The 12,225-nt window shown below is 52.5% G+C and carries 9 protein-coding genes; 4 read left to right on the top strand and 5 right to left on the bottom strand.

What is annotated here, in order from left to right; all coding sequences use genetic code 11:
• Positions 1–169 precede the first annotated feature (169 nt).
• The 3 genes from IEY53_RS19400 to IEY53_RS19390 form a co-directional block, all read right to left on the bottom strand.
• Positions 170–1,357: a nucleotidyltransferase domain-containing protein gene (locus tag IEY53_RS19400; RefSeq protein WP_189027879.1), complete on the bottom strand. Its 1,188-nt coding sequence runs from the start codon at positions 1,355–1,357 to the stop codon at positions 170–172.
• Positions 1,358–1,520: 163 nt separating this feature from the next.
• Positions 1,521–1,853 (bottom strand): hypothetical protein, encoded by a 333-nt coding sequence (locus IEY53_RS19395; protein ID WP_189027878.1) that lies wholly within the window; start codon positions 1,851–1,853, stop codon positions 1,521–1,523.
• A gap of 151 nt (positions 1,854–2,004) precedes the next feature.
• On the bottom strand, positions 2,005–3,732 hold the full coding sequence (locus tag IEY53_RS19390) for a cellulase family glycosylhydrolase (protein ID WP_229696238.1): 1,728 nt from the start codon (positions 3,730–3,732) through the stop codon (positions 2,005–2,007).
• A gap of 394 nt (positions 3,733–4,126) precedes the next feature.
• Here IEY53_RS19390 and IEY53_RS19385 point away from each other — a divergent pair, with 394 nt between their 5' ends.
• Positions 4,127–4,417, top strand: coding sequence for a hypothetical protein (locus IEY53_RS19385; RefSeq protein WP_189027958.1), 291 nt, complete (start codon positions 4,127–4,129; stop codon positions 4,415–4,417).
• An 84-nt stretch (positions 4,418–4,501) separates the two neighbouring features.
• Here IEY53_RS19385 and IEY53_RS19380 read toward each other — a convergent pair whose 3' ends face one another.
• Both IEY53_RS19380 and IEY53_RS19375 read right to left on the bottom strand, forming a co-directional pair.
• On the bottom strand, positions 4,502–5,128 hold the full coding sequence (locus tag IEY53_RS19380; RefSeq protein ID WP_189027877.1) for a sensor domain-containing protein: 627 nt from the start codon (positions 5,126–5,128) through the stop codon (positions 4,502–4,504).
• A 131-nt stretch (positions 5,129–5,259) separates the two neighbouring features.
• The gene (locus IEY53_RS19375) at positions 5,260–6,114 is read right to left on the bottom strand and encodes a helix-turn-helix transcriptional regulator (protein ID WP_189027875.1); all 855 of its coding nucleotides are present in this window, start codon (positions 6,112–6,114) and stop codon (positions 5,260–5,262) included.
• A gap of 113 nt (positions 6,115–6,227) precedes the next feature.
• Here IEY53_RS19375 and galA point away from each other — a divergent pair, with 113 nt between their 5' ends.
• The 3 genes from galA (at position 6,228) to IEY53_RS19360 (ending at position 12,069) form a co-directional block, all read left to right on the top strand.
• Entirely contained in the window at positions 6,228–8,606 is a 2,379-nt protein-coding gene (gene galA, locus IEY53_RS19370) for a beta-galactosidase GalA (RefSeq protein WP_189027873.1), read from the top strand.
• A 116-nt stretch (positions 8,607–8,722) separates the two neighbouring features.
• Positions 8,723–10,459, top strand: coding sequence for a sensor histidine kinase (locus IEY53_RS19365; protein WP_189027956.1), 1,737 nt, complete (start codon positions 8,723–8,725; stop codon positions 10,457–10,459).
• Positions 10,460–10,497: 38 nt separating this feature from the next.
• The gene (locus IEY53_RS19360; RefSeq protein ID WP_189027872.1) at positions 10,498–12,069 is read left to right on the top strand and encodes a response regulator; all 1,572 of its coding nucleotides are present in this window, start codon (positions 10,498–10,500) and stop codon (positions 12,067–12,069) included.
• The last annotated feature ends 156 nt before the right edge of the window (positions 12,070–12,225 follow it).

Genomic DNA, 12,225 nt, shown 5'->3' with positions numbered 1-12,225 from the left:
GCGGGGGCGCCCTCCAGCTAACCTAGTGAAAAGCCCTTCCCCGAGACAATCGGCGGGGAAGGGCTTTTCAGCATGCATTTATAGGGAGGCGGCAGCTCCGGCAATTCCCGGCCAGTTTCATCGGGATGAATCTGGCCGGTCAAACGTTGCTGTATAAGGCGCCTGTGCTCTATTCCTTGCCCGTGACTTTTCTCCAGCTCCACAGGAAGGGGCGGAGCGGGAAATACAGCGCATGCAGCGCCTTGGGCAGAGGGAGCGTCTTGGCATCTGCGGCGTAGGGGTAGAGAAAACCAAGCATATATAAGAGCTGCTGCCGCCGCGACAGAATGGCGGGCTTATAATATTTATAATGCTTTTCGACTTCCGGGCCGAGCGGCGGGTTATGCAGATTGACCTGGCGCTCGACATAGAACATAGCCAGGTCCGCAAGGCGGCGGGCCTTAGGCTTCGCTGTTAACCCGGCGAGACCGGAGTCATCCACAGGGGCGTTGAGCAGCCCGGAAGCCAGGATAAGTGCTTGTCCGGCGGCGTGTTCATAATGATACTGGTGCAGCAGCCGCAGCAGCAGCACAGGATCAGGCGTTTGCAGGAGCAGCTGCTTGATATCATGCAGCCAGCGCAGCCGGGACCAGCCATGTCTGGCGCCGTGGGCGGCGAGGAACATGAACAGATCTTCTTTGCCAAGATAATGAACATCCGGGCCGAAATTTTTACTGGTCCGGGCTCTCCGCCACAGCTCATCAAACGCCGGTTCCTTGGAAGGGCCCGGACTTAGACGCCAATGGACCTCCACCTTGATATGTTGACTGGGATGGTGGAAGGTCAGATGATGCTCCCGCCATTTCCAGTCGCCCAGGATAGGCTCAAATACTTCTTCCTGCAAGTAGCCAAGCTCTCTGAGCAGGGCTTCCGCTGCGGCCAGATCATGCATAGGCACCAGAAAGTCAAGATCACGCGAGGTGCGCAGTGAAATGTCCCCGTACAGATCCTGGGCCAGCACGGGCCCCTTTAGAAACAGGGAGCGGATATTCAGTTGGGCCAGCTTATCGCTGAGCCGCCCCATCTCTCCGCCCAGTTGAAGCATCTGCAGGGTATTGCGGCGGTATTCCTGCTTGAGCCGCTGAATGGCCGTTGCCGGAACCCGTTCTTCCCCTATCATGCTGAGCCTGGGGAATAAAAAGGGGTAGACCCGGTGATGCAAGGCCAGCCGGACGAACAATTCCCAGTCCACCTCAGCGAACAGCGCTGCCTTCTCTTCTGCGATGCTTGCAGGAGCATCTGTAGCCAGCAGCTCCAGCAGCAGCAATAATTCATTGGATAAGTTGCCCTTGTTCAGGGCGTACCGTCGGTCAGTCATAAGGGCTCTCCTTCTGGCGATACAACCAATTGGTGCAGGAATCGTTCGGTTTAGCGAACGCCTGAATATAGTGTGAGCGTACCATCCCCCAATGAATAAAGTCAATTCAAATCTGTATTTATCTTCCATCCCTACCCATCATCGATATTGCAGCCACGGTACATCAGCTAGGGGAGGCGGATCTATTCCTTAAACCTCTTGGGGCGGGTATGAATATGTGTCCAAAACAGACTTCCCGGGGCGCCGTTTCTTTCGGAGAACAATGTGTTCTAATTTCTGTTTTGAATGTATTTTGCGCAGCCAAATCGCTCTGGGAGCGCTTGATAGTTCGTTCTGATGTATTTTGTACATTGCATATTTTAGTAAAGAGGTGTTTTTTACCCTTTTCGGCTGTTTCTAATGCATCAAATGCAGTCAAATCGTCCAACGAGCCGTATTTATGTGCCAGCTGCTGTACAGAATGCAGTGAAAAAGCCTCCTCGCCAGCAGCTTCCATGGCGCAAGCAGAAATATACTGTCCGGCCACGATACCTTACACCGGTGATCATCACGAACACAGGCAGCTACCCTGAAGTGAGTTTCATAAAAAAGGCGTTCCCCAAGTCCAAGTGGAGAACGCCTTTTCCTGCTATAGATACAGTTAAAGATTACAGTGCCGTACCCACAACACTTGTTCCATTCTTAACGATCTTGTACTGAATCTTATCGCCGTTCCAGAAATGGAAGGTAAGCTTCACTTCACCGTCCTTGACATCCTTGAAGAAATCCGGAAGCAGCTTGATTCCTCCAGTGTCATAAGCCGGAGAAAAGGTGTAGCCGAACTCTTTGTAGGACGTCCAATCCTGTGGACCTGCATTGCCGCCGGCAGCATAAACTGCTTCCATAGTAGCAAGCTGGTTGCCGTTGAAGACTGCAGGGATGGTAAAAGCTTCAGTAGTGCCCTGTGTGCTGCTCAGCTTGGCGGTATCGGACAAAATGACATTAAAGTTCCAGTTGGCGCCTTTGTTGAATTTGGCGGTAATGACTGCATTTACGCCGTATTTATTGGCAGCGGTGAGCTTCTTGAGCAGGCTGGCCTTAAGGGTCAAGGTCTCGCCGTTCAGGCTGTAGTCCTTGCCTTTGTCCAGCTTCTTGTCATTCACGCTGAGCGAGGTCAGCTTGTTGCCGTTCAGATTCAGAAGGACGGCAGTATCTTGAGGAGCCGCTCCCTTCTTCAGGTAGATCAGATCGCTGGCCGCATTGGACGAGCGTGATTTCAGACCTTCCTTCATGACATTGAACAGCTCGGGATCCGACCACTTGTAGGTCGTGCGGTTGAAATGCTGGCCGTTGTCCCAGAGCATGGTGGTGATTTTTTTCTCCTTGAGATAGTAGGTCAGGAATTCAAAAAATTTCAGCTTCTCGCCCTGCTCGATAACGCCTGTATTCTTATCGAAGCCGAGCAGTCCGTATTCGCCGACAATGACGGGGATACCTTTGGCTACAAAGGTATTGTATACGTTATCAAAAGTCTGGACGATATCGTTTTTCGTATCTTTTTCAAAGGTGGTGTAGCCGGCGATGTTCACACTGAACGGCCAGAACCCGTAATAATGCACGGTGGCGATCAGATTGGGGTCGTTCAGCTCAGTGATCGTTTTGTAGAGCTCATTGATTCTCTCCTGGGTAGGGGAGGTTTCCACTCCAGGCAGAACCAGTGGACGAGAATCATTTTTTCCCCCGGAAGAGCGGATGATAGTATGGAAGGAAGTATTAAGCTCCTTGAGCATTTCAGTCATTTTCGCTTCATCAGTGGTGCCGCCTTCGGAGAAGCGGGGTTCATTGATGCTCTCGAACATCAGTTTGGCGGATTTATCTTTGAAGCGGTCGGCAATTTGCGTCCAGGCCGCATTGTAGCGGGCCAACACTTCATCATGTTTGGGTTCCATGGAGCTCACCCACAGCCAGGAGTCATGGTGCACATTTATCATCACGTACAACTTGGCATCCAGGGCCCAGCCCACAACCTCTTCCACACGGTCAAGGTAAGCTTTGTCGATGGTATAGTCCGGTGCTGCTCCCATGTGCTGATCCCAGGTGACGGGAATGCGGATGCTTTTGTAGCCTTGTCCGGCAATTTGCTGAATCAGCTTTTTCGTTACACGGGGATTTCCCCAGGAGGTCTCGTCTGCACCGGTAGCATCCAGCGTATTGCCCAGGTTCCAGCCTGGCTGCATGTCTTCTACATAGGCTTGCATTTTGCTCTTGGAGGCTGCTGAGGCAGACAACGTTGGATCGGCAGCTGCGGCAGCTGCAGGGGAGAACAGGGAGAGCAGAAGGGAAGTAACCAGGGCCAGTGACCAGAAAGATTTGTGGACTCGCATTGTTTTTGTCATTGAGGTCTCCTTTGGATTTAATTTTGTAAACGTTTTCTTAATATAGGCTAACATAGAAGCGGTTTGAGGAATACCTTACTAATTTGTGGTAAAATCAGATAAGAATTAGTGATTTTACCGCTGAAGGGACACTCTCTGAAATCATCTGAAATCCGTTCAGCGCCGAAATGGGCCTCCGGTTACAAATTAAATTTAACAACTCGCCCCGTCCTTGGTATAATAGAACAAGTTTAGAAGTACAATGCGAAGAGAGCGCACGGGACCGTGTGTACGGGGTAACCGGCTTTCAGAATATGTGCCAGGGTTATAGGCCGTATCCTGCTTGAGGACGGTCTTTTCTTCTTGTAAATCACACAACAATTATAGGAGTGGTAATTTGAGAAAACAAAAACCGATGTCATTTGAGGATTTGCTGAAGGATTTGCAGGGGCAAAACGAGGTCCCGGAGGATCCGAATTTCGTACCTCTGGACAAGCTGTTCAACGAGTCATTTATGCGCAAGTATTCCGCCTTCGGCAGTTTCGATGAGTTTCTGGAGAAGGGGAATTTCCAGGCCAAGACGCGTGAGGATATTCAGAATATCCCGGATGAACTGTTTGACCGCCATGTGCAAAGAGAAACCTCCTTTGCCGACTGGGAAGCGATGCTGGCCGCATCGAATCAGGAATATAAGCCCAAGGAGTAATCCTCTAAGCTTAAGCTAGTGAACGTCAAAAACTACCCTCATCATTTCGGAGGGTAGTTTTTTGACGTGGATACGAAAGTGTCATTATGTATGTGATGCTATCGATTGAACCCATGCGGAATAAAGGCGGCCCATTACTTTCAGGAACTTTGGCACCAGCAGAACCAGCACCAGCCCGATGCCTCCGGCAGCCCAAGCCCGTTCGGATGCATCCAGGTCCGTGAACAGAAATGAAAGTACCGGATCATAGCTATACAGATCAAAGGACAACGGGAGCTCGGTGCTGAGCCTATAGGCCAAGGGCGTTAACATCACGGCAAAAGCCGTAACCGGCACCACGACTGCAATGGTAAAACAAGCAATCCCTATAGGAAGCTGTGCCAAGCTGTAGATTATCGCCCGGTGAGTCCGCGCCTGCCCAAGCGTGGAGATTAGCGCTGACCATCCGTTCCAGCGCAGTGCTGCTGAATGATCCGGGTGAGGTTGATCCTCTCCGCCATTACCCAGCCATGCTTCCACCTGGGCCTCTTCATTGGACATCATCCGTTGACTGACTGCAAGTGTCAGCGCCAGCAAAGGCAAGCCAACCCATATTATGATGAGCGGCAAACTAACACAGATACCCGTCACTACGATCACAAAGGTCAAGATACCTTTAGGCAAAGCCAGCATGAGCATGGACCAGCTTTGTAACGCACTTTGTTTCTTCATACTGTATAAATCCCCTCTCCTGCCATTACTTTCCTCATTATAATGGGGAAATCCAGCTTAAGCATCTATCCGCAGTCGGGTGCGATGCCCCGACTTTGGTCCAGTATGATTCTAAATGAGCGACAGCCACTTCATCGATCGTCGGCTGCTCCCGTTACTTGATCCCGGTAGATGCCAGGCGCAACACCGTAAGCTTTTTTGAACGCGCGGACGAAATAGTTGGGTTCCAGACCCAATCGTCCGGCGATTTCCTTGATCGAGAGGCCGGGTTCCCCCTCCAGCCACAGGCTGGCCTGCCGCAGGCGGATGCGCTGGAGATAGGCATGTGGAGTCACCCCGTAAGCCTCTCTGAATATGCGCTGGAAGTGCTGAACGGAGTACCCGACGGCATGGGCAATATTCGACATGAGCAAAGGCTCGGAGTAGTGCTCCTGCATATATCCGGCCGCTTGGCGCAGCGCTTCCTCTGCTGGAGTTCCATGCGGCACCGCAGATGTGGCAGCAGCGGTCTCTGCTTGTTCGGACAGCTGAAGCATAAATTCATACAGCTTGGTGGAGGTTACGGCCGCCTGCAACGGATCAGGCTGATCCGCCATTTCCCATAGCGCCTCCAGTTGAATGCGCAATAATCGGGTATCCTTCAGGCGGATCACTGTGCAGAGCGGCAAACCGCAGCCGCTGACAATTTCGTCAGCTGCGGTACCCTTGAACCCAATATATCCAACCAGCCAAGGCGAGTCGGATAAGGGATAATACTCATGCGCCAGACCCTTGGGCAGAAGCAGCGCATCCCTGGCTCCCAGGAGAAGATGGCTTCCGTCCTTGAAATCGACCCGTCCGGTCCCTTCAAAGACGACAAAGCATTGCGGCACCAGATAACCGGAGGGCCGCAGGACATGATGCTGGCCGTGACAGCCGATATTGTACAGGGTCAGCGGCCGGCGCTCATTCTGCGGATAGGAGGATAGACGAAATGGAAGCAACATGACTGTACCCCCTTGGTGTTCATATTGTGCTGTTCTATCCTAGCATTGTGCTAACTCTATGGGCACATCTTATTCTAGAATATGAATATAGTCCAGTATAGGGGTGGTTACATATGAAGCAGCAGCCGGCAAGGGAACAGCGTTTATTTGATCAGGATTGGCATTTCTACAAAGGGGACATCAGTATCCCCTATGCCGTCAAGGGGGGCATGACCGGCGGCATTACAGACTGCGGCTCTCTTCAGGAGGGCGAGTGGCTGGATATTGCTTTTAATGATAAAGGCATGGAACATCAGCAGCTCGAGTGGGCAAGCGTTGGGCTGCCGCATGACTGGTGTATCGAGCAGCAATATGTGCATGATGACCTGCTGGGGTCGAGGGATGGCAGTCATGGGTATTTACCCGGAGGCACAGGTTTTTACCGCAAGACCTTTGAAATTCCGGCCGAAGGCCTGGGGCGCAAATGGAACATCCGTTTTGATGGTGTGTCGGGCGTCAGCACAGTGTGGGTGAACGGTCATTTGATCGGGGAGCACCGGGGCGGGTACATCGGGTTCAGTTATGATCTGTCGGATGTGCTGCGTTACGGGGATGAGGGCAAAAACGTCATACTGGTCAAGGTGGACGCGACTGAACCTGAAGGCTGGTGGTACGAAGGCTGCGGCATCTACCGCCATGTATGGCTTGAACAGACCCATCTCCTGCATGTAGGCGAATTCGGCACCGTTATCACGACTCCGGAAGTGAGCCGGGAACAGGCCGTGGTGAATGTCAGAACCATCCTTTGCAATGAAGGGACACAGAGCGAAACGCTGGAACTTGTGACGGAAATTTATGATGCGGACGGACAGGCCGTGGGCAGCGCAGTGGACCGGATTTTTGCCGGGAGTTATGGGGAACGGAAGCAGGAGCAGCAGATTGTCGTGGAACAACCTAAGCTTTGGTCTACAGATACCCCTTACTTGTACCGGGCGGTGTCTTTGGTGAAGCTGGATGGGGAGACGGTGGACCGGTATGAGACGGTATTTGGCATCCGCACCATCCGTTTTGATGCGAATGAAGGTTTTTTCCTGAATGGAGAACCCCTTCTCATCAAAGGGACGTGCAATCATCAGGATTTCGCCGGTGTCGGTGTAGCCCTGCCGGACAGTCTGATCGAATATAAGCTGAAGCTGCTGCAGGAGATGGGTTCCAACGCCTACCGCAGCGCCCACCATCCGCCGACCCCGGAACTGCTGGCGGCTTGCGACCGGATCGGCATGCTGGTGATGGATGAGAACCGCAAGCTCGACAGCAGTCCGAATGGCCTGTCCCAACTGAAACGGATGCTCTACCGGGACCGCAACCATCCCAGTGTCATCATCTGGAATCTGGAGAATGAAGAGGTGCTTGAAGGGACCGTGATGGGGGCGCGGATTCTCAAGACATTGGCAGACACCACCCGGAAGATAGATCCCACCCGGCCAGTCTCCGCCGCCCTGAATCATGGCTGGAACGAGGGCGGCTACAGCGAGGTGGTGGATATTGTAGGCTATAACTACGGGCAGCGCAACAACCTGGATATCAGGGATCATGAGCAGTACCCGGAACGGGTGATGATTGGCAGCGAATCGGCCAGCTATACGACGACCCGTGGTATCTATGAGGATGATCCGGTACGGGGCTACTGTTCGGAATACGGTACGAATGTTCCTTCATGGGGATGCAGCCCGGAGAGAGCGTGGAGCGATGTGGCCCAGAACCGCTTTCTGACCGGAGTGTTCCTGTGGACAGGATTCGATTACCGGGGAGAGCCGACTCCGTATCGGTGGCCATGCATCAACTCGCATTTTGGAATCATGGATACCTGCGGTTTTCCAAAGGACAGCTACTATTACATGCAGGCTGTATGGACCGATGAACCGATGGTGCATCTATTCCCGCACTGGACGTGGAACGGCGCCGAAGGCCGGGTGATTGAAGTCCGCGTATTCTCCAATACGGAGACGGTCGAGCTGATCCTGAATGGCAGAAGCCTTGGCGAACAGCAGGTGAACCGGACGGCACATCTGTCCTGGGACGTTGGATATGAGCCTGGAGAGCTGATAGCAGTCGGCAAAATCGGCGGGAAGCCCGTTACCCGCAAAGTGGCGGTCACCGCAGGCCAGGCCGCCGGGATCCGGTTGTACCCCGATCGTTCACGCGCAGTGGCGGATGGTGCGGACACGGTGCCTGTCCGCGTGGCTGTCGTGGACGGGCAGGGGAATATCGTGCCAACGGCAGATAATGAAGTCCGGTTCGAAGTGGAAGGTGCCGGAATTCTCCTCGGCGTAGGCAATGGCAATCCCAGCAGCCATGAGCCGGACAAGGCTACGGTGCGCAGAGCTTTTAACGGCTGGTGCCTGGCGCTTGTCCAGGCTTCGGCCGAAGCGGGGCCGGTTACAGTGCGGGCAGTTTCGACTGGACTTGCATCGGCAGAGGTGGTACTGCAGATCTCTAAGCCTTCAATATAGCGAAAAGGGCCCAGAGGGTGTCTGGACGCCTCTTTTGTCGCTGACTATTTATTTCTCGGCAAGGGGACGTTAATATAGACATACCTAAATCCATACAGAAGGATGTTCTGCAAGTGATGCCCAAGCTGAAGAAATATATGCCTTTCACCTACAAAATGATGATTCCCTATCTGCTGCTGGTGCTCCTGACCGATGTAATTATCGGCTATATCTCCTATTCCATGCTGACCGATTCGCGGACAGAGATGGCGGAGTCGAACATCCGGACGGGAATGGAGCAGGCCAGGAACAATATCCGCTACCAAATGGATGAAATTCAGCGGATGTCGGATAATCTGTTTAGCAGCCAGCCCTTTCAGCGCGCCCTTGAGCTGAAGGGGACGCCGTTTGAAATTTATCTGGTCATGCTGGATGAGATCGTTCCCCAGATTACCGCGCCGCTGCAGCTGTTCGGGAACAAGATCCGCTTCATGCTCTATACGCCTAACAGTGACCTTAACATTGTATCCGGTGACAATCTGAATGAGCCGATTCATGACAGTGATTATTACATTCTGCCGCTTACGGATATCACGGGCAGCGAATGGTATCAGTCTCTCAAGGATTCGAAACGGGACAACCTCTGGCTGCAGATTGACACGGACCAGAAGCTGGACAACATTTCGCATGTCCGCAGACTGGTCAACTTCAGCGATTACAAAACCGTGATCGGCTATGTCCGTATTACCGTAACCCTTGAGGATCTGTTTGGCGGCTTTGACACCTTCCCTCTCGAAGAGGGGATTACGCTCCGGCTTGTCGAAGAGACTACCGGCGATATTCTGTTCCAGCGCGGCATGGTGAATGATGATGATGCAGGCAGGGATTTTCTCAGTCTGCATGAAAAGATTCCCGGGAGCAGCTTCGTCATCGAATCTCTGGTTCCCTATACGTATCTGACGAAGGATGCCGGCAGGCTGCGCCGTGTGATTTTTGCGGTATGTGCACTGAGCTTTCTGGTGATGACGGTGATCGGATATGTGGTGGCGCGGCTGTCCGGACGCAAGATGAGCCGGATCGTGGGGCTGGTGCGTTCCTTCCAGGAAGGGAACTTCCAGAAGCGTATCCGCTTCTCCGGGAATGATGAATTCGTGCAGATTGCGGATTCGTTCAATGTGATGGCAACCAATATTCAGGAACTGATCAACAGCGTGTATGTGCAGGGCATCCAAAAGAAGCAGGCGGAGCTGGAAGCGCTGCAGGCGCAGATTAATCCGCATTTCCTGTATAATACACTTTCAACGATAAGCAGCCTGGCCAATCTCGGGGAGATTGAGAAGGTCACCGACATGGTGCAGGGACTCGCGCGCTTCTACCGGTTGACCCTGAATCAGGGCAATGTCTACATTGAACTGGAGAAGGAACTGGAGCAGGTCGCCACGTACCTTGAAATCCAGCGGGTCAAATATGCGGATGCGTTCACGGTATATGTGGATGTAGACAAGGAAATTCTGCACATGCAGGTCATCAAGCTGGTCCTTCAGCCTTTTGTGGAAAATGTTTTCAAGCATGCATGGTTTGGTGAGACGATTGCCATCCGTCTCACCGGCAAGCGGGTAGGCGGCAATATTGAGCTGAAAGTCATCGACAACGGAATTGGAATGCGTCCTGAGGAGATTACACGAATGATGCAAGGACCGAGCCAGGCCGGCGGCTACGGGGTTAAGAACGTGAACGAGCGGATCAAGCTCAGATACGGGGGCGACTACGGAGTGACCATTGCGAGCATTTTTGGGGCAGGCACAACCGTACAACTTCTGCTTCCCGCCGGGATTAAGGACAACGAAGAAAAGGATGAAGGGTTTGCCCCGTAATCTGCAACCCGCACGAACACAGGAGGAACATTACTATTATGAGTATTAACTTATTGCTGGTAGACGATGAAGCAGTTGACCTGGAGTGGATGCGCCGAAGAATGCTGGCCAGCGGACTAAATATTAATGTAGTGGGCACGGCGAGCAGTGGCTTTGGTGCGCTCAAAATTATGGAGGAAACACAGGTTGATATTATTTTATCCGACATCCGGATGCCGATCATGACCGGGACTGAATTTGCACGCAAGGCGAAGGCGCTGAGCCCGAAGACCAAAATTGTGTTCATCAGCGGCCATGAGGATTTCAGTTACGCCAAGGAGGCGATTGAGATCAATGCCTCCGGATATCTGCTGAAGCCCGTTCAGGATAAGGACTTATATGAAATGATGGGCACACTTTGCGCCAAAATGGAGCAGGAAAGGGAGCAGGACCGCTCCTTCAGTGAAGCCCTTTCTTTGGTGAACAAGGAGTTGCTGCTGCGCTGGTTCGATGAGGGATCGCCGGATTCAGCTGAGCCGCATCTGCACAGCATATTGACTCCCTTTTTGCAGAAAGGCGCGGCGGCAGCGATCGTGGAGATCGATGATCTGGAGTGGAAAATGCGCGATTTGTCCGAGGAGGACACCCACGGTATCACTCGTCAAATTGTCGCTGTGATTAAAACCTTTGTCGAGGAGGCCAAGCTGGGCACTTGGATTGCTGTCCACCATACCCGGTTTGTGATCCTGTCTTCCCTCCCTCAGGACAGCTTTCTGAGTCTGCTGGAGGAGCTGATCCGCAAAGTGGCGGATTCTTCTCCCTGCACGGTAACCGTAGGTGTCGGACGGTACGCAGCTGAAGAGGCAGGACTACACGAGTCCTACCGGCAAGCACAGGCTGCGCTCAGTGCCAAGTGGCTGCTCGGCAAGAACCGTCTGATCCGGGATACTACACAGTCGTCACCGCGGGGAACATCCGGGCCGCAGATTGAACTAACGGTGGACCGGCTGCTCGAGGCCATCATCCAGTATGATCTCGTATCAATAGACGACCATTTACTTGAGCTGTTTACGAAAGATCTTCCGGCCACCGGAAGGAAAGAGGTCTATGAGCTGATCGTCCGCATCACTTCGAAGCTTCATGCTGATCTTCAGCAGCAGAACGAGAACCTGTATGAGCTGCTCCAATGGGAATCCCATCAGCCGGATATCCTGTTCCAGTTCGAGACCATCCATGACATCCTATCCTGGATGCGGCGCAGGTTCTTCGAGCTGTCGGAGCTGCTGTATGTGAAGCGGCAGCGGCAGAAGCGCAAGCTGATCGATGAGATCATACGTTATGTGGAGGAGAATCTGGAGAAGAAGATTACCTTAAAAGAGGTGGCGGCCCACTTCGACTTCACACCGAATTACCTGGGCTATCTGTTCAAGGAGGAATATGGGCAGCCTTTCAGTGAATACGTGAATGAGCGCAAGACAAGCCGGGTATCCGAGCTGCTGAGTGATCCAACCCTCAAAATCTATGAGATTGCCGAGCGTATGGGTTATAAGAATATTATTTATTTCAACCGGCAGTTCAAGCAGACTACAGGAATGACTCCGGGAGAATACCGTAAAAAACATAAAATTTAGCCGCAAGCGCTTCATTATAATAAGGCTACAGAGAAATAGTGTCATGGAAATAGGGAGTGCATAAATTATAGCTAGTCAAACGTTGTCCGGCCGATTTTCAGGCCGCAGGCAGCGTTTTTTTTGCCTTTTGGAAAAGTAAATGTTTGAACCGATCGT

Origin of the sequence: Paenibacillus albidus (assembly GCF_014644435.1) — a bacterium.
GTDB classification, from domain to species: domain Bacteria; phylum Bacillota; class Bacilli; order Paenibacillales; family Paenibacillaceae; genus Paenibacillus_AQ; species Paenibacillus_AQ albidus.
The sequence above is the reverse complement of the archived record's forward strand: the minus strand, read 5'-3'. Positions and strand labels throughout refer to the sequence as shown.